We start from the raw sequence: 17,119 nt of genomic DNA, 5'->3' as shown, positions 1-17,119 counted from the left end.
CATGGCTATTAACGATTTGCACCATTTTTTGACATCGTACTTTTCTGCTCACCATTGTTCTCTGTTGTATGATGACGCGAATATGCTGACCGTTCAATTAACGGAAAAAATGGATCGTGCGTTAATAAATCGCCCATTTTATTGGCATTATGTGAAACAAATGGGTTTTGCAGGAGAACCCAAACAGCTGACGGTTATCACAAACCCTGACAAACGTGACGGAAAACATGAATGGATCCATTACGGCAGTCCGCGTCTCCAGCAAATCACCAATCATTTGCTGGAACATGAAAAATTCACGAAATTGTACGAGCGCGTCAATGCAAACCAGAAAACGGCATTATATCCATGGCTTATTACCAATATCAAAATCAGCTATCAGGGAAAACAAAAGAAAGATGAGATCATATCCATCGGTCTGCACCTGATCAACGGTGCCATGAGACTGGAAATGATGGAAATGCTGCAGGAAAGATCAATGCAAAATGCCATTTCCGACTACTGTTACACCATTTCACCGATGATAAAACTGCAGAGTGGCTTTAGGCGTATCGAAAATGTGCTGATAAGTTATATACAAGATCAGGACCATGATTGGGCTGAGGCTTCACGGCAAAGAATGGATGAAGAAATGAATCTGCTTCGTCATTTTTATCAGGAAGAGGAACAACAGCAGGAGATGAATAAGGAAATCGGTGATATTAAAAAGCGCTACTCGCCCCGTATTTCCTTTGATGTTGTGAATGGCGGCATCTTTTACTTAACCGATAACCAATAAAAAACGAATTGACACGCTTCCCCTTTTAGAAGCATGTCAATTCGTCTTCTTTCTTGCCATTTTAAAAACAAAAGGAACCACGCCGAACCATCTGCTGCTGTAGGCAGATGCCTCTGTTGTATGCCTTGAACGCTTCTTTTCTTTCTCCTCTGCCGGCGTGTCCAGATAAGCTGTCATTTGCTGTGTCAAATATTTCACATAATCATTGATAGACATCGTTATCACCTAACAAATTTAGAATGTGTTTCTATACAATTAGCTTGCCAGAGTGCTTTAAGCATTATACATAACTTTGCGGTAAACGTTCCATAATGTCTGCTGCAATTATATCTGGTGTTTTCTGGTCGGTATGAACAGTCATATCAGCCAATGAACGATATACCGGGTATCTGCGTTTATACAGGTTATATCTGGCATGATCAGCCTGTCCCCACAAAGGTCTTGATACATCCTCACCCAGTCGCGTTAAAACTTCGGCAAAAGACGTATCCAGAAAGATAATCAGACCGTTGTTTTTCATAAGCATATGATTTTCCTTCCGTTCGACAATGCCGCCGCCGGTCGAAATCACATAATTTCTCTCCGGAACCCGGGCCAGCATTTCTGTCTCATAGCTGCGAAACACGCTTTCACCTTCCGCCTTAAAAATCGAAGCTATCTCCCCATATTGATCCACAATCATTTGATCTGTATCCAAATGAAACCTGGCTGACTTTTGCTTCAGCCAATCACCTACCGTACTCTTCCCGCTGCCCATAAACCCAATTAAATAAAGTGTCTTCACATTTTCAGCCTCCCTGAAAAAATTAAAAATAATCTTCGCGAAAAAAAGGATATTGCAGACGCCTGTCGAATATAGTCACTTGAAGGAGGTGAGAATGATTGGATATAGCTGCCGCAAAGTTGTCGAAAAACTTGCTGCAGTCAGCTGTTAATGCTAATGCCTCGGATATTCACTTCTACCCTTTAACCAATCACGTCAGCATTTTCTTTCGCGTGCATGGAAAACGTAACCTTCACAAAACCATTTCTGCAAGTCAATACCAATTGCTGCTCACATACTATAAGTTTACATCAGGGATGGATATAGGTGAAGTCCGTAAACCACAAAATGGCACGACCACTTACGAACAAATCAGCTGCCATTACGCACTGCGCCTCTCCACGCTTCCGATTAAGCACACTGAGAGTCTCGCTATCCGGATTTTGCCGCAGGAAAACAATCTGACGCTTGATAATCTTTTTCTATTTCCCGATCAGTTAACGCAGCTGAAAAAATGGATTACAAACAAAAGCGGCATCATACTGCTGACCGGTCCGACCGGCAGTGGCAAGACCACCACCTTATATGCCCTATTGCAAAAAATCCTCACTGAAGCATCACTTCAGACAATTACATTAGAAGATCCGATTGAAAAGGATATCGATAACATTTTACAGGTACAGGTCAATGAAAAAGCAGGTATGACTTACCAGACAGGGCTCAAAGCCGCCCTGCGTCACGATCCGGATATCCTGATGATCGGTGAAATCAGGGACAGGTTTACAGCAGAATTTGCATTTGAGGCATCCCTCACCGGCCACCTGGTTTTAAGTACACTGCATGCAAAAAATGCACGTGGCACAATCTCACGTTTACTTGACATGGGTATGAAGAAAAATGATCTGAGGCAATCATTGATAGCTGTTGCAGCACTGGAATTACTACCAGTTGACAGAAATCAGCAAACAACCAGACGGGCTGCCATTATGGAACTTTTGGAGGGCCCAGCACTGGAAAATACGATCAATGGAGGGGAACCACTATCGAATAACCAATTTCATACTTTTCAACATTTACGAAAGAAGGCGTTGGCCTATGGATTTATCACAAACGAAACCTTTTTGGAAGCCGGGCAGTAGGCCTCCGAAAAAAGATGTTCAGCTGCGCTTTTTACGTCGCCTGCTGCGGCTGTTCGATAATGGCTATCCCATTATTGAAGCACTTGAAATGCTTGAATGGGATCAGCAGCTGCAGTTCATTTCCTCATCTGTCATTCAATCCCTTAAATCCGGCAGTCAATTTGATGAAGCATTGGAACATGTCCGCTTCAACCGCATCATAACCGATTATCTGTATTTAGTCCGCCGAAACGGTGATCTGTCAGCCAATATCGAAAAGGGTATAGAGATGTTTGAACAGCGCCTGCTTTATATGAAGAAATTGCAGGAAACCACCCGCTACCCAGCTATACTGCTTATTATATTTGCGGTGCTGTTATACTTTGTCAAACAATCGGTTCTTCCTTCGTTTATCAGCTTATTCCAAAACAGCCAGGAAAATGCTTCAACCGTTATGCTGACCATGACTATCATCGATGTCGCCGGGCATATAGTTACAATCCTCGTCCTTATCGTTGCTGCTGGGCTTTTGATCTGGCGCTTCAGTCAGAAAAAAGTCGCCATTGAAAAACGCATCAAATTTTATAACAAGCTTCCTGTGTACCGGCAATATAAAAAAGTGGAAATATCTTTTTTATTTGCCGCCCACCTCAGCTCTTTACTGACAACAGGTCTCTCAATTAAGGAAATTTTAATGACGATGTCCCAGCAGAAAAAGCAGCCCATACTTGCTTACTACGCTTCACTGCTGACAGAAGAGCTATCCAAAGGTATTTATATTACCAGCCTGCTGTCCAGTTTACCTTTGATTGATAAGCAGATGGCCGCCATTTTCCAAAGAAATGCGGACAAGGACGCTCTGGAAAAAGATTTGGCCATTTATGCGGAATTTCAGATGGAGGAACTGCACCGTAAAATTATGAAAATCATCACTTATATTCAACCGATTTTCTTTTCTTTATTAGCCGGTTTTATCGTTTTTATCTACATAGCGCTTCTATGGCCTATGTTCCAATTAATCAATACTATCTAAAAGGAGATGTAAGTAATGTTTAAGAACCAACGAGGTTTCACATTAATTGAGATGCTAGTCGTTCTGATGATCATTTCTGTGCTGATTATCTTAATCATTCCGAATCTGGGGGAGAAAAGTGACGATGTTCATGATAAAGGCTGCGAAGCACTGGTCAGTCTTGTTCAGGCACAAGCCGATGCTTTCCATATTGATGAAAACCGTGATCCCTCTATGCAGGATTTATTAGATGGTAATTATATAACCAAAGACCAAAAAACATGTTCTAATGGGGCAAATTTGGCAATTGAAAATGGAACCGTCTCGTCTAATGGCACGCAATAACGGTTTCACTTTGATTGAGGTACTGTTTGTTCTGTCCATTTTATCAGTATTGGTTGTCATAAGTGCACCGCTTCACATATCGGTGTTGGACAAGCAAACTGAACAGCGTTTTCTGGAAACGCTGGATATGGATATCTTACATTTACAAAGTTTGGCTTATAACACTAGAGACTATTACAGGCTGACCTTTGAAGAAAATCGTTATTTTATTGATAAAAACAGCGCCACTATTCTTGAGCGGGAATTACCTGAAGGATGGCAAATTAAAACCCGGAAACTTAAAAATATTGCATTCAAACACACCGGAACGATACGTCAGCCGGGGAATCTTACCATTAAAACGTTATCCAATTCATATAAGCTTACCTGCCCGCTTGGAAAAGGACGGTGTTATGTTGCGAAACAATAAAGGTTTTTCATTCGTTGAATCCCTTGCAGCAGCAAGTATTCTCTTGATGGTCATCACAACACTGGTCCCGCTCTCAAGCCTGCTGTTTAGTGAAAGGATCAGCATGCAGCAGAAACAGACGATACACAACGAATTACATCATGAGCTGCAGCCTTTTGTGTGGGAGGAAGACCCGAGTCTCCCACACACCCTTTCAAAAACAATAAAAGAGACTGAAGCCTTTTTTCAATTCACAACTGAAAATGATTTAGTGAAAGGATGTGTAACCTGGGAAAATGCCAGCAAACGAACAGACCAATTTTGTTTATATGGATACCCGGAAAAATAAAAATGGGTTTTCTTTTATTTCCGTTTTTGCCATGGTGAGCATTGTGTTTATGACCATTCCTTTTGCTGCCTATCTTATTCAAACAATTGATTATAGGTCTTCCTATGATCAATTATCCGTCAATCAGTTTTTCTTATTTCTACGCGATGAAGCTGTTGAATCTGTTGGTGTGTCGGTCGAGTCACTCAGTCTAACGTTTGAACTGCGGGGCGAATCAGCGTCTATAATTGAGCAACATGATGATATGGTTGTCAGAAAAGCTGACAATGGCTTTGAAGTATTTCTCCGTCAGGTTCAGGATATCCGATTCGCCGCTGTGGAATATGGTGTTAACGTTTTTATAACAATGTTAAATGGTGATCAATTTGAAAAAACAATTATTTATTACAACTGACGGACAAGGTTTTATTTTTCCTTACGTCTTGTTTGTTGTATCATTGGCCTTGATTATTCTAACCGCAAGTATTCAGTCATATCAGAGTGAAATCAGTATTGCCTATAATCAGTCAGAGCAATTAAAAATCGAAACACTGATTCAAATGTCCAGGACACAACTTGCTAATGATCTAAGCAATCAGCCTGAATCTAACGGGGAAAAATCCTATAACTGGCCATATGGCGATGTTACAGTCAAATATACCAAACTAAACGACCAGACATACTGGCTGTACTTCCAGATAAAAACAGACAATGGCGCCAAACATAGTTTGCGCAACCAATTGACTGTCACGTCTGAATAAAATGGCCTTAAAATGGGATACTATCATTTACATTCTGTTTTGTAACGATATTAGAAAGAATAACAACAGCGCTAAAATGGCGCTAACACCATGAAAAAGGTCGTGTATACTGTATGATTCGTTTACATTATGCAAAAGGTCGTTTATAATACATTTATAAAGTTGAATTTAAAAGGAGGGGAAAAATATGGATCGTATGTTTCGCGTCCTGGCCTTTTGGACAGGTATCTTTACTGTCATGTTTTACATTGGCGACATGATCAACGTCGCATTGCTGTTTCTTATCCAAACAGCATTTTTCCTGACAGTAGGCTATTTGAAATTATCCGAACGTATGTATATGTATTTATTCGCAGCTTATTGTACCATATTTTTCGTCGGCTTCACTTGGTATTCAGAATTCATTTTAGTGCCGGGCATAGGAAGTTAACAACTCCTGACAACCCAACCGTAAAAGATAAGAAAACCCTGCTCACAGAAGCAATGCAGGGTTTTTCTTATCATGTCAGGTCTTAAGTGAAACATGCTGCCCGGCTAAACGGGAAAGAAAGGGTTATGCTGCTTTTCCTCCCCTATTGCAGTTTTCGGTCCATGTCCCGGACAGACGGTATAATCATCCGGCAATTGATAAAGTGAATGACGAATCGTCTGCTCCAGCTGTTCCAGATCGCCACCAGTCAAGTCCGTTCGCCCAATACCCTGATTAAATAACACATCGCCGCCAAGCACAAGCTTGTCATCAGAAAAAATAAAACTAACACTTCCCGGCGAATGCCCTGGCGTATGAACCACCTCAAATGGGATGCTCCCAATTCGCATATGCCCTGGAACCAAATTTTGTTCAGCTGGGCTTGCCACAATTTCACGCCCTAAAAGCAACGCGGATCCGTTAAGCTGCGGGTCCTCAAGCCAGGAGTTCTCGTCTGCATGGAGATAAACATCGATCTGAAAATCCATTCGTAATTGTTCAACCGCTCCAATATGGTCAAAATGGGCATGCGTCAGCAAAATGGCCTGTGGTTCAACACCTTCCTCAGCCAAGTAAGTTTTTAGTTTCTCGGGCTCGCCACCGGGGTCCACAATTAATGCGTCTGTACCATTATGGACCATGTAACAATTCGTACCTGCTGGACCAGCTGGTATTGTTTCTACGTTCATTGCGGTGCCTCCATTCAAAACATTCTTAAATTCATAGTGATTAACTCGACAAATCCCATTTTATAATATAGAATAAGTATAGAAAACGATTGAGTACATAATAATACAGATAGTTCTTATCGATTTGTAAGGAGGTTGGTTTTACAAATGGTTTTGGGAATTCTTTTTTTACTTGTTACAATTCTGGCAGTTATATCTGTCATCCGTCAGCTCAAGATTAAAAATTTATTCGCACTTGCCTTCTCAGGTATTTCTGTGTTGGTTTTTGGTTTCTTTTCGATTTCTACTATCATTTCCGAAATCGGTATCATCTAACAACGGTTCTCGTTTCTTCAATCCAGCGACATCCAAAGACTGATAGCCTTGTCGATTATTAAGAGAGCTGATTCCAGCGCCAATTATCTGGGTCAGCTCTCTTGATTTATCCTGTCACCAACCCGCCAGAACTTATAAATCCAGCTTTTGCTTAACCAAACCAGCAGCTCCGATCATACCGGCATCATTCTCCAGCTGAGCTGCTTTTAGATCACATATGACACTGACACGCTGCAAAGCATAATTCCGAAAGGCTGCATCAATCAGATCAATGAAATGATTTCCCGCTTTTGAAACACCACCGCCGATCAAAACCTTTTCGGGATTCATAAACGCCGCGGCGTTGGCAATTGCCATCCCTAAGGTATCAGCGGTATGCATAATAATTTCCCTTGAAGCGGCATCACCCTGATCAGCCAAATCAAAAATATCTTTTGCTGTGATGGCACCTTTTGCCTGATAGTGGCGAATAAGCTGGTTATTTGCACCTGTCTTGATTGTCTCCATAGCCTGGCGAACTATACCAGTAGCTGAAGCAACCGTTTCCAGACACCCTCTTCGCCCGCAGTTACATAAATAGCCACCAGGTTCAATGGTGGCATGCCCGATTTCACCGGCCATGCCATTTGCACCGTCAACAATATCACCATCGACAATCAAGCCACCGCCAACACCTGTCCCAATTGTTAAGGCTATAAGATTTTGTGCGTTGTCACCGGCACCCTTCCAATTTTCTCCCAAAGCAGCAACATTCGCATCATTAGCGACAAATACTGGCAAACCCGAAAGAGCACGCAGCTCCTCAGCAAGCGCCAAATCCTTCCAGCCAATATTAACAGCTTCATACACGTAACCGGTCGTACTGTCAATAAATCCGGGAGCTCCTATTCCAATTCCCTTAACAGCTGTTATATCAGATATATTTTGACTTAACGACTGCCAGATATCTGAAATAATAGATGCACCATCATTCATATGGCTGGTAGCTATTTCCCATTTATTTAAGATACGGCCATCTGTATCAACATTCCCTATTTTAATGCTTGTTCCGCCAATATCAATTCCGATTATTGATGTCATTCGTTTCTTCTCCTTTGGCACGACCAAGCCGGGAAATTTCACCTCTTAAAAGCAGCAATGCCTCCTGATACTCTTTGGTTCCGATACACTGAAGCCGGTATAATTCTTTTATTTCATCTTCCATCAATTCAAGATCAGCTAATCGGTCTCCAATATAGATAATTGTACCGAATTTCTTTAATAACTGCTGCACATCATAAATCGTCTTCACATCAATTCACCAACTCTTATTGTAATCATATCCGGATACAAGACTGCACTGCATAACCAGCACGCATCTTGCATGAGTCTGACCTATCTCTAAGACTGACGGTTATGGAGCTGTTCAAATAAACGTTGAATATCTTCATTATCAGGAGCCAGTTCATGTGCTTGTTCAATAGACTGTTTGGCTTTAGTTGTCGCATTTTGTTCATTATACAGAATGGCTAAATTATAATGCGCCTGTGCAAATGAATCATTGAGTTTAACTGATTTTTCTAAGTCTGTTTTTGCCTGATTAATCTGGTTCAGCTGGATATAAGCGAAAGATCGTTGAAATAGTAAATGACTCTCCAATTCTGTATCCAGATTATCCGACTTCTCCAGTCCGCTTGTTGCCAAATCAGCCGCTTTCTCATACTGTCCGTCTGATACCAGCTGTTGGGATTGCATCAGCTGATATGACGGATCATTCTTGTTATGATCAATGCCATAATTCACCAGACCACCTATAATCAAGACATATATAAGCAGGAATGAGATTTGGACAATCCAGTTTCGTCTGCCTGGCAAATGCATAATGGCTGAGGCAATAAAGCCAGCAATCAGCCCGCCAATATGGGCACCATTATCAACATGCGCCATACTTAATCCAAACACGATATTAATCACAATCAGGATCAATACATTCGTGCCTATCGTCCGGAAAAAGCGTTTTCCATGTATGCAGGCAAAAAACAAAAGAGCCCCGAACAACCCAAACAACGCACCGGATGCGCCCGCCGAAACAGTAGTTGTAAAGGCAAAACTTGCCAGTCCCCCGCCGATTCCTGCGAGGAAATAAATGACCAGAAATCTGAGTGATCCATATATCCGCTCCACAATCGAGCCCAAATAATAAACAGCCAGCATGTTCATTAATAGATGAACAAATCCAATATGGAGGAACATGGCAGTCACTATCCGCCACCATTCACCATTTTCAATAATCGCCGGATTATATTTAGCGCCAAAATCAATTAACGTCGCCGTCGATGTGCTATCGCCTTTTAACTCAAGCAGTAAAAAAATCAGAATATTTATAGCAAGCAGAAAATAAATCACAAAAGGCCTGCCATCGGAAAATAGCGCTTGATCATCCTTCTTTGGTTGCTTCATGCGGTCAGTTAATTTTTGCCGGGCGTTACGAATCTCAGTCTCTTTTTCCGTTTCTGAAAGGCTGGCTGATGAATCGTCATAAGCTGTTCCCAAGATCGTCTGCAGTTTTGCCAATTCCTCAGCCTGTGCATCATCAGATAAATAATAGACGCGCATCCTGATCGGGTTTTTTTCATTTAATTGCATAGGTTTTTTTAAAACATTCCAGTCATCTACGGGCGAATGCGCTGTAATATAAATATTATGTATTTCAATATGCTTGCCTTTGAGATACTGCTTCATTGTTTTCACTTTCTGAAAAACCTGACCTATATCCTGTTTTAAATGATTTTTCCAGTCATAGCCGCCATGAAACAGACGGATAACCTGCGACGTCTTCCCTTTGTGACGTTCAAGCCATAATTCTTCCGTTTGCTGATTCAAATGCAATGGTTCAAAACCTTCCTGATCTGTCAGATGACAGGCCAGTGTGTACATTATGTAGCTGTCGTCCAGGTCCATTCCCCTCTCCCCCTTAATCCATCATAACAAAAGCTTTGGTTTCTATATATGTAAAAGAAGCTGTTTCTCGACAGCTTCTTGATGGATAATTATTAACTGGACCGGCGCTGAAATAAGGCCGGTAAAAATTTGTCGCGGATCATCGGCATATTCATAGAAAGCGTTACGACTGCTTTGCGTAAAAAGCTAATGGCCAAAAGCGTATTGATGATACGATAGCGCCACCTGTAAACGAAAAACATGATGCTTGCGATTACGGTTAATACTGTGAAAATGCGCATTTCCTGACACCCTTTTCTCTCATATTGTATATATAGTCCTTCTCCAAACAAGAGAGATTATACATCAGGAGTGGCTTGAAAAGATATACTGCAAATTGAGAACCTCGCCGGTTAGCTTAAGTCCTGACTGTTCAAACCGCTTCCCTGTGACAGAAAACCGGTCTCTGTGATAATCGCGTCTACTGGTCTGTCAAATGATTCAGCCGGCAATTCATCAATAAGCTGCATATTTGCCGCCAAAGCCAGCTTGTAATTGGGAAAGTCCGACAAAAACCGATCGTAATAGCCACCGCCGAAGCCAATTCGATAACCTTTCCGGTCAAATACCATTCCAGGCACTATCAGTAAATCTATTGCCTGTTTCGTTAATTTTTCGGTTTGCTCTGGTATTGGTTCAAGCAAGCGATAATGCGCCGTTTCCAATTGATTATAATGGTGCATGATAAAAAAAGCCAGGCTTCGGTCTGAGGGATAGCTCTTAGGCACGGCTACCGTTTTCCCCTCTTTCCAGGCCGTTCGAATAATAGGCTCTGTACACCATTCAATGCCACGTGACATCGTGACACCTATAACATTGGATTGCTGCCAGAGGTCGGAAGACACAAGATGATCTGTCAGTGCGTTTTCAATTGCAGCACGTTCAGCAGACGGCATCGCTTCCAACTGCTGAATGATCTGTTTCCGCAACATGCTTTTGCCCACCTTATCACCTCACCCTGACTGATTTAAGCCCTTAAACTAAAAAGGTTCCTGCCTTGCAGTCTGGCAGGAACCCTTCACGTATGCATTATTTTGTCTCACGATGCAGTGTCTGTTTGTTTAATCTTGGGCTGTATTTCATAAGTTCTAAACGTTCCGGATTGGTTCGTTTATTTTTAGTTGTAATATAATTACGGTCGCCTGTTTCTGTGCAAGCCATTGTAATATTTACACGCATGTTTTTCCCTCCAAACTATAATAGCTATTTTAAAAAGCCATTCATCACATTTCAGACCTTTACTATAATAGCAGATGTTTGCTATATATTCAAGAACCAGGTATTGTTAAATTTTGACCATTTTGCTTTTCAATCATGTATGTTATAACAGTGATGGTAGAATGGAGGTAAAAATATGCTGTATGCTATTATTGCCATCACAGTTATGGCAGTTGTCCTGTTAATTTTGTCGTTTTTTATGAACGATAAAATGGCTGATCTGGAAAGTGAGCTGGAGCAGCTTTCAATTTCCATGATGCAGGAAAATTACCAGTTAAAGAAAAAAGTCAGTGTCTTGGAAGAGGAATTGCTTACGGACGATTTGTCCGATAAAACGCTACATAATACAGACAATGGCTCAGAAAGCTAGGTGACCTTAATGAAGCAAATTATACGCTCGTTTGCCTTGGGTCTGCTCACCGCTGGCATCATTATGCTGGGCACGTTCTATTTTGCTGGTGGTTCACAAGCTGATGCCGATGATATTGCGACAGATGATATGATTAAGCATATCAAGCAGGAAGGTTATCACGTGCTGACAGAGTCCGAGTATATCGATGCTTCAGTTAAATCAGATAATGACAGTAACGCTGATAAGCAGGATCAAGATGGAGACGCCAAGGACAAATCAAAGGATGATGCAAAAACATATACGCTAAAAGTTACATCGGGTACCGCTACCTCGGAAATCAGTGAAGAACTCGAGGAACATGGTATTATTGAGAACGCTCAGAAGTTCAGTGACTATTTGGAAGATGAAGGTTACAGTGAACAGATACAGCTGGGCAAATCCAATTTATCCGGGGACATGGATCGTAAGAAAATAGCCGAGACGCTTACAGATTAAGCTGTATTGCCACAGGCAATGCAGTTTTTTATGGACTCAATTTCACGCAGCCAAAATGCTTCTATTTAAAAAAGACCTAAACCCTTTAATAGGCGTTTAGGTCTTTTGGCGACAGTTATTAATCGTTATCCTCATGGTCTTCCTCAAAATAAGCATCTAAAATGCCATCGCCGATTTTTAAGTTGATATCGGAATCATCATTTTTTCCAACATGTGGCACGATAAGGGCAAAAGCGACTTCCGGGTCATCATATGGCGCATAGCCGACAAGAGCGGTATTATCCGTTTTCTTTCGATCACCATTTGGGTAATAAATATCATACTCAGCTGTTCCCGTCTTTCCAGCCGCATCATAGGGCTGATCAGCAAACTGTCTTGCGGCTGTTCCCTCGGATCCATTGAAGACACGATGGAATCCTTTTTGCACCCGGCTGATTTCACTGTCGCTCATTTGAATCCGATTCATGACCTCCGTATTTTTGCTTTTGTAAACCGGACCAAGACCTTCATCGTGCGGAAGGGGATTACGAATGTTCTTCATGAAATGGGGCCGTACACGATAGCCGCCATTTGCAATTGTTGAAACGTATTGCGCCATTTGCATGGTTGTATAGTTGTCATACTGTCCAATTGCCATGTCGAGCAGATTACCAGCTAACGGATTAGACCCTTCATAGCCGGTTGACTCATAAGGGAAGTCGACACCAGTTGGAACGCCTAAACCAAATTGAGCATAATAATTACGTAATTGATCAAATGTATCGTAATCAATATCAATTGCTTTGTTTCTCTGGTAGTTATATTCACCACCCATGCGCATGGCGATGTGAAACATATAAACGTTCGACGACTGTTCTAAGGCTTGCAGATCATTAACCATTCCCAAGTCCTTCCAAGAACTTTTCTCCTGTGAACCCTTGATTTTAATCCCGTCGTCATAAAATGTCTGGCCAGGTTCTATAGCTCCGGATTGGTAGCCAGCCAGGACTGTAGCCCCTTTAACAGAAGAGCCAAATGGATTCCCATCATACAGCGTTGCAGTTCCAATGTCAGAGAATTCATTTTTTTCATGGTTATACCTTTGACCGCTCGCTGCCAGAATATCACCGGTATTCGGATCCATAACTACCGCCATAGCCTTTTTTAATTCCTTATTCACACCAGGCTGATTTCTGACGGCTGTTTTCATTTCACTGCGCATAAGCTTATCAATTTTTTTCTGCAGCTCCATATCAACCGTCAATACAAGATCTTTTCCGCGTTTACCTTCAACAACGGTATCCGAGTCCACAATGTCACCGCTGCTGTCAGTTGTGTACTCAATTTTTCCTTTGCGGCCCCGCAGAGCGCTTTCATACTGTTCTTCCAGACCACTGTTGCCAACACGGTCATTCCGGCTGTATCCCCGTGTTAAGTAATAATCCTCTTTGGCCTTAGGTATGCCCTGTGACTGAGATGTGATCGATCCTGCGAAGTCACGGAATGTTTCATCATAAGGATACTTCCGGTCCCAATCAGTCGTTGCATTGACGCCGCCAAGATTATCTAAATGAGCCGAGACACGCGCAAATTCCTTAGCCGTTACATTATTATTTTTAATAACCTGTGGTGTCAAAGCCATCGCCTTATCCATTTCTTTTTTGATAGCCATCACTTCAAGCTGCCGTTCGGAGTAATCATCCAGGTTATCCTCATCAATTCGTTTAAGGATTTCTGTATAGGTTTCCCCATTATCCAGATCGTTTTTTTCTTTCTTAGACAGCAGATCTTTAGCTTTTTCAGTATTTTTTAAGTACCAATATTCCTTTTTGTCCCGCGTCGTAATACTGTCCAGATAGTTATCAGCGTCCATCGAAATGTAATCGACAAGCTTCTCAGCGGTCTCCAGCCTGTCTGCTGGCTGTGTCCCCTTTTCCGGTGTATATGTAATCGAATACTCGGCATCGTTACCGACAATCAGGTTGCCGTTACGATCATACATCTTCCCCCGGGGAACCGGCACTTTAGTATAATCACTCGTCGTCCGGTCAATCTCTGCCTGATACGCATCACCGTTGAGAATCTGAACAACGCCCAATTGAAGCACTAACACGGAAAACAATAAAAACACCGCAAAAAAAAGGATATTTAAACGAAAAGGAAGCGGTGCTTTTCGTTTCTTGTTCTTTTTTAACATATTACGCCTCTTCCTAAGCCTCTAACAGTTAGTCACCCCATTATATCATTTATTAGACCGAATTCTAAGTGTGTTCAGCGATTTTTTTCATCTGTTATGGGCTCTTTCGTTATACTTTCTTTTTTGCTTGTACTTTCCAGAGTAATATTCTTAATAAAGCCGTAAATGAACAGATGTCCCAGTCCAAATACCGCAAGCAAATAAGGTATAACCTGCTCAGCCTGAAATAAAAACATGGCTGCCAAAAATACGACGATTGCCGTGACTCTGCCAATGTTAACAAATAATTCACTGACAACAATGTATTCCACTCGCAGATCTTTTGCCTCCCGTGCTTTCCCGATAACATCATACGTTAAAGAAGCATATGGGACATTGACAATGGGATAGGCAATACCAATGAGCGCGGCATAAATCATCAATTGGACATAACTGGCATCGAAAACAATCGTGTATATAGAGAAATACAATATAAGCGCCCCCACCAGGATCGCTCTTTTTCTCATCGAGGGTTTCACCCATCTGGTTACGATGAAGTAAAGAATAAATGATGAGCCTGACAGAAGCAAATTAAACAGACCTAAAGCGAACTCGCTTTGGGTTGCAATAAAAACCAGAATGGAAATAACAAACGAAAAAATGCCTTCTCGAAGACCTTGTGAGACCTGAGCGTTAAGAATGTTTTTCCAATCCTTGTTATGACGACGTTCAAGTAAAACACGCCTGAAATGAAAAAGGCCTTCTGCTTGCCTGCGTTTCAGAAAAAAGCTGCATACAACCGCTCCAATGAATAGAATAAAGGATATGGCAAATACAGTATTATAGCCAATATTATCCTGCAGAGCAGCAATGATGGATCCTGCTAACAGCGGACCGATCATTCCCGCAAACGACTGAAGGACGCCAAGCAGACCATTAAAAAAGTCACGCGACTCAGGTTCAGTGATCTCAAAGGTAAGAACATTGAAGGCAAGCCAATAAAATCCGAGACCTACACCTAATACACTGCCAAGCAGGAAATTATAAGTGGCAGCATTATCCGCAATAAGTAAAACACTCAAAAAGAACAAGGATAAAAACGCAACCCCTAAACGCAAAACAATGATTCGATCAACCTTTTTAGCAATTTTTCCAGCCAGTATAAATGTGAGGGGCTGAAACACATAAATACCAAGGTTGTAAAAGGCAATTGTTACATAGTCCCCTGCCTGTTTCCATAAATAGACGTTAACAAAGGTATTGGAAAGGAAAATACTTAAAGAATAAAGACCGCCGATAATCAGCAATAAAATGAGGTCACGGCTTATATCAATTTTACCAGCTATATATTCCAGACTTTTGTGCATAACGATTTCTCCTTTTTGTTCAGTTGTAGTTTGAACAAATCGGTATCATATATGCACACCATAGTCCGGGCTTTGTACGGTGCTGAATTAACGCAAAAAAGACACGGGCTATTTCCCGTGTCCTTTGCGTTATTTATTTAGCTTCTTGATAATTTTTCTCAACTTGATCCCAGTTGACAACGCTCCAGAATGCAGCGACGTATTCTGGGCGTCTGTTTTGGTAATTCAAATAGTAAGCATGCTCCCAGACATCCAGTCCTAAAATAGGTGTCTTGCCTTCCATTAATGGTGAGTCCTGATTAGGTGTGCTCATAATTTCCACGTCACCATTATTCAGTACAAGCCAAGCCCAGCCGGAGCCGAAACGTCCTTTTGCTGCTGTTTCAAACTCTTCTTTAAATTCATCGAAGCTGCCATATTTTGCCTTAATTTTATCGGCAACTTCACCTGATGGCTGGCCGCCGCCATTTGGTGACATAACCTTCCAGAATAGACTGTGATTGGCATGTCCGCCACCGTTGTTGCGTACTGCCGTACGGATGTCTGCCGGAACAGCATCCAGATCACCAATCAGATCCTCAAGTGACTTGCTCTCAAGATCTGCTTTTCCTTCAATCGCAGCATTAAGCTTTGTTACATAAGTATTATGATGCTTCGTATGATGAATATTCATGGTTTCTTTATCAATCGTAGGTTCTAAAGCATCGTAAGCATACGGTAGTTCTGGTAATTCAAATGCCATTTTTAAACAGCCTCCTCTAATATTTGGACTAAAGGGATTGATAGCTACCCTTTAATTCCCAGCCTATCAAAGCGATTTAACCATTGCAAATGAAAGGTGCTGCCCCGCTCTTCCCCAATCTGCTAATCAAATAACCCAGTTTCTACCTAATATCATTTCTTTTTTGCGATAATAAAATAAAAACAAGCTTATAAGCCTGTTTAAAAGATGGCTCGGGACGGAATCGAACCGCCGACACACGGATTTTCAGTCCGTTGCTCTACCGACTGAGCTACCGAGCCATAATACTGTTATAGTCCATAAGGGGCCATAGTTTTTCATGAACAGCTGTATGCCAAGCAAATACCGCCAAGTCGCGGTCTTATCAAGCCAAATGGCAAAAAGGAGGTAGAGGGATTCGAACCCCCGCGCGGTTTGACCCGCCTGTCGGTTTTCAAGACCGATCCCTTCAGCCGTACTTGGGTATACCTCCATATGAGTGGTGGACCCTGCAGGATTCGAACCTGCGACCAATCGGTTATGAGCCGATTGCTCTGACCAGCTGAGCTAAGGGTCCGTATCATTAAGCAGCCTTGCATTTTCCTGAATCTCTTATGGGGCGACCGGTGGGGATCGAACCCACGCATGCCGGAGCCACAATCCGGTGCGTTAACCACTTCGCCACGGCCGCCGTTTAAACAATGATAGCGGCGGAGGGATTCGAACCCACGACCCTACGGGTATGAACCGTATGCTCTCGCCAGCTGAGCTACGCCGCCATATGACTTCACAGGAAAGGTTCAAACCTGTGATCAGTAGGTTAACAGCTGATAGGGTTACCCCCATAAGCTGTTAAACCATAAATG

Annotated in this window: 24 protein-coding genes and 5 tRNA genes; 12 read left to right on the top strand and 17 right to left on the bottom strand. The window is 42.0% G+C overall.

Annotated features, from left to right (window positions below; genetic code table 11):
- The first annotated feature begins 1 nt into the window (after position 1).
- The gene (locus tag ACFQU8_RS13115; protein WP_382361064.1) at positions 2-778 is read left to right on the top strand and encodes a YqhG family protein; all 777 of its coding nucleotides are present in this window, start codon (positions 2-4) and stop codon (positions 776-778) included.
- 36 nt (positions 779-814) lie between these two features.
- On the opposite strand, the gene ACFQU8_RS13110 is transcribed toward ACFQU8_RS13115, so the two are convergent.
- The gene (locus tag ACFQU8_RS13110) at positions 815-994 is read right to left on the bottom strand and encodes a YqzE family protein (protein ID WP_382361061.1); all 180 of its coding nucleotides are present in this window, start codon (positions 992-994) and stop codon (positions 815-817) included.
- 64 nt (positions 995-1,058) lie between these two features.
- Positions 1,059-1,562, bottom strand: coding sequence for a shikimate kinase (locus tag ACFQU8_RS13105; protein ID WP_382361058.1), 504 nt, complete (start codon positions 1,560-1,562; stop codon positions 1,059-1,061).
- Between the two features lie 98 nt (positions 1,563-1,660).
- Between ACFQU8_RS13105 and comGA the strand changes: the two genes are divergently transcribed.
- The 8 genes from comGA (at position 1,661) to ACFQU8_RS13065 (ending at position 5,923) form a co-directional block, all read left to right on the top strand.
- Positions 1,661-2,680, top strand: coding sequence for a competence type IV pilus ATPase ComGA (gene comGA, locus ACFQU8_RS13100; RefSeq protein ID WP_382361055.1), 1,020 nt, complete (start codon positions 1,661-1,663; stop codon positions 2,678-2,680).
- Positions 2,637-3,692 (top strand): competence type IV pilus assembly protein ComGB, encoded by a 1,056-nt coding sequence (gene comGB, locus ACFQU8_RS13095; protein WP_382361052.1) that lies wholly within the window; start codon positions 2,637-2,639, stop codon positions 3,690-3,692. Before comGA ends, comGB begins: the two co-directional genes overlap by 44 nt.
- Positions 3,693-3,707: 15 nt before the next feature.
- Complete coding sequence (comGC, locus tag ACFQU8_RS13090) at positions 3,708-4,016, top strand: competence type IV pilus major pilin ComGC (protein WP_382361049.1); 309 nt, start codon at positions 3,708-3,710, stop codon at positions 4,014-4,016.
- A complete protein-coding gene (comGD, locus tag ACFQU8_RS13085; RefSeq protein ID WP_382361046.1) occupies positions 4,003-4,425 on the top strand; it encodes a competence type IV pilus minor pilin ComGD in 423 nt (140 codons plus the stop codon). Before comGC ends, comGD begins: the two co-directional genes overlap by 14 nt.
- Complete coding sequence (locus ACFQU8_RS13080) at positions 4,412-4,753, top strand: hypothetical protein (RefSeq protein ID WP_382361043.1); 342 nt, start codon at positions 4,412-4,414, stop codon at positions 4,751-4,753. Before comGD ends, ACFQU8_RS13080 begins: the two co-directional genes overlap by 14 nt.
- Positions 4,734-5,147, top strand: coding sequence for a hypothetical protein (locus ACFQU8_RS13075; RefSeq protein WP_382361040.1), 414 nt, complete (start codon positions 4,734-4,736; stop codon positions 5,145-5,147). The genes ACFQU8_RS13080 and ACFQU8_RS13075 overlap by 20 nt, the downstream gene beginning before the upstream one ends.
- A complete protein-coding gene (gene comGG / locus ACFQU8_RS13070) occupies positions 5,119-5,493 on the top strand; it encodes a competence type IV pilus minor pilin ComGG (RefSeq protein WP_382361037.1) in 375 nt (124 codons plus the stop codon). The genes ACFQU8_RS13075 and comGG overlap by 29 nt, the downstream gene beginning before the upstream one ends.
- A 187-nt stretch (positions 5,494-5,680) precedes the next feature.
- Positions 5,681-5,923 carry a DUF2626 domain-containing protein gene (locus ACFQU8_RS13065; RefSeq protein WP_382361034.1) on the top strand — a complete coding sequence of 81 codons (243 nt, stop codon included), beginning with the start codon at positions 5,681-5,683 and terminating at the stop codon, positions 5,921-5,923.
- Between the two features lie 104 nt (positions 5,924-6,027).
- Here the strand turns inward: ACFQU8_RS13065 and ACFQU8_RS13060 are convergent, their stop codons facing one another.
- Positions 6,028-6,651, bottom strand: coding sequence for an MBL fold metallo-hydrolase (locus ACFQU8_RS13060; protein WP_382361032.1), 624 nt, complete (start codon positions 6,649-6,651; stop codon positions 6,028-6,030).
- A gap of 147 nt (positions 6,652-6,798) precedes the next feature.
- Between ACFQU8_RS13060 and ACFQU8_RS13055 the strand changes: the two genes are divergently transcribed.
- A complete protein-coding gene (locus tag ACFQU8_RS13055) occupies positions 6,799-6,966 on the top strand; it encodes a DUF2759 family protein (protein WP_382361029.1) in 168 nt (55 codons plus the stop codon).
- Between the two features lie 132 nt (positions 6,967-7,098).
- On the opposite strand, the gene ACFQU8_RS13050 is transcribed toward ACFQU8_RS13055, so the two are convergent.
- The 6 genes from ACFQU8_RS13050 to rpmG form a co-directional block, all read right to left on the bottom strand.
- Positions 7,099-8,046, bottom strand: a complete 948-nt coding sequence (locus ACFQU8_RS13050; RefSeq protein ID WP_382361026.1) for an ROK family glucokinase — start codon at positions 8,044-8,046, stop codon at positions 7,099-7,101.
- Positions 8,024-8,257: a YqgQ family protein gene (locus ACFQU8_RS13045; RefSeq protein WP_382361024.1), complete on the bottom strand. Its 234-nt coding sequence runs from the start codon at positions 8,255-8,257 to the stop codon at positions 8,024-8,026. The genes ACFQU8_RS13050 and ACFQU8_RS13045 overlap by 23 nt, the downstream gene beginning before the upstream one ends.
- An 89-nt stretch (positions 8,258-8,346) precedes the next feature.
- Positions 8,347-9,906 (bottom strand): rhomboid family intramembrane serine protease, encoded by a 1,560-nt coding sequence (locus ACFQU8_RS13040; RefSeq protein ID WP_382361021.1) that lies wholly within the window; start codon positions 9,904-9,906, stop codon positions 8,347-8,349.
- 92 nt (positions 9,907-9,998) lie between these two features.
- On the bottom strand, positions 9,999-10,187 hold the full coding sequence (locus tag ACFQU8_RS13035; RefSeq protein WP_382361018.1) for a hypothetical protein: 189 nt from the start codon (positions 10,185-10,187) through the stop codon (positions 9,999-10,001).
- Between the two features lie 111 nt (positions 10,188-10,298).
- Positions 10,299-10,877 carry a 5-formyltetrahydrofolate cyclo-ligase gene (locus tag ACFQU8_RS13030; protein WP_382361015.1) on the bottom strand — a complete coding sequence of 193 codons (579 nt, stop codon included), beginning with the start codon at positions 10,875-10,877 and terminating at the stop codon, positions 10,299-10,301.
- Between the two features lie 97 nt (positions 10,878-10,974).
- The gene (rpmG, locus tag ACFQU8_RS13025; RefSeq protein WP_382361012.1) at positions 10,975-11,124 is read right to left on the bottom strand and encodes a 50S ribosomal protein L33; all 150 of its coding nucleotides are present in this window, start codon (positions 11,122-11,124) and stop codon (positions 10,975-10,977) included.
- A 175-nt stretch (positions 11,125-11,299) separates the two neighbouring features.
- Here rpmG and ACFQU8_RS13020 point away from each other — a divergent pair, with 175 nt between their 5' ends.
- A complete protein-coding gene (locus ACFQU8_RS13020; RefSeq protein WP_382361009.1) occupies positions 11,300-11,533 on the top strand; it encodes a hypothetical protein in 234 nt (77 codons plus the stop codon).
- A gap of 9 nt (positions 11,534-11,542) precedes the next feature.
- Positions 11,543-12,010 (top strand): hypothetical protein, encoded by a 468-nt coding sequence (locus ACFQU8_RS13015; RefSeq protein ID WP_382361006.1) that lies wholly within the window; start codon positions 11,543-11,545, stop codon positions 12,008-12,010.
- A 118-nt stretch (positions 12,011-12,128) separates the two neighbouring features.
- On the opposite strand, the gene ACFQU8_RS13010 is transcribed toward ACFQU8_RS13015, so the two are convergent.
- The 8 genes from ACFQU8_RS13010 to ACFQU8_RS12975 all read right to left on the bottom strand — a co-directional run bounded on the left by ACFQU8_RS13010 (position 12,129) and on the right by ACFQU8_RS12975 (position 17,032).
- On the bottom strand, positions 12,129-14,186 hold the full coding sequence (locus tag ACFQU8_RS13010; protein ID WP_382361003.1) for a peptidoglycan D,D-transpeptidase FtsI family protein: 2,058 nt from the start codon (positions 14,184-14,186) through the stop codon (positions 12,129-12,131).
- 74 nt (positions 14,187-14,260) lie between these two features.
- On the bottom strand, positions 14,261-15,532 hold the full coding sequence (locus tag ACFQU8_RS13005) for an MFS transporter (protein WP_382361000.1): 1,272 nt from the start codon (positions 15,530-15,532) through the stop codon (positions 14,261-14,263).
- Between the two features lie 133 nt (positions 15,533-15,665).
- Positions 15,666-16,274 carry a superoxide dismutase gene (locus tag ACFQU8_RS13000; protein ID WP_382360997.1) on the bottom strand — a complete coding sequence of 203 codons (609 nt, stop codon included), beginning with the start codon at positions 16,272-16,274 and terminating at the stop codon, positions 15,666-15,668.
- 208 nt (positions 16,275-16,482) lie between these two features.
- Positions 16,483-16,555: transfer RNA gene (locus ACFQU8_RS12995), tRNA-Phe, on the bottom strand.
- A 101-nt stretch (positions 16,556-16,656) separates the two neighbouring features.
- Positions 16,657-16,746 (bottom strand) — tRNA-Ser (locus ACFQU8_RS12990).
- Positions 16,747-16,753: 7 nt separating this feature from the next.
- Positions 16,754-16,830, bottom strand: a tRNA-Ile gene (locus tag ACFQU8_RS12985).
- Positions 16,831-16,868: 38 nt separating this feature from the next.
- Positions 16,869-16,944, bottom strand: a tRNA-His gene (locus ACFQU8_RS12980).
- Between the two features lie 14 nt (positions 16,945-16,958).
- Positions 16,959-17,032 (bottom strand) — tRNA-Met (locus ACFQU8_RS12975).
- Between the last annotated feature and the right edge of the window lie 87 nt (positions 17,033-17,119).

This window comes from Lentibacillus kimchii, assembly GCF_042666895.1.
Lineage (GTDB): Bacteria > Bacillota > Bacilli > Bacillales > Amphibacillaceae > Lentibacillus > Lentibacillus kimchii.
The sequence above is the reverse complement of the archived record's forward strand: the minus strand, read 5'-3'. Positions and strand labels throughout refer to the sequence as shown.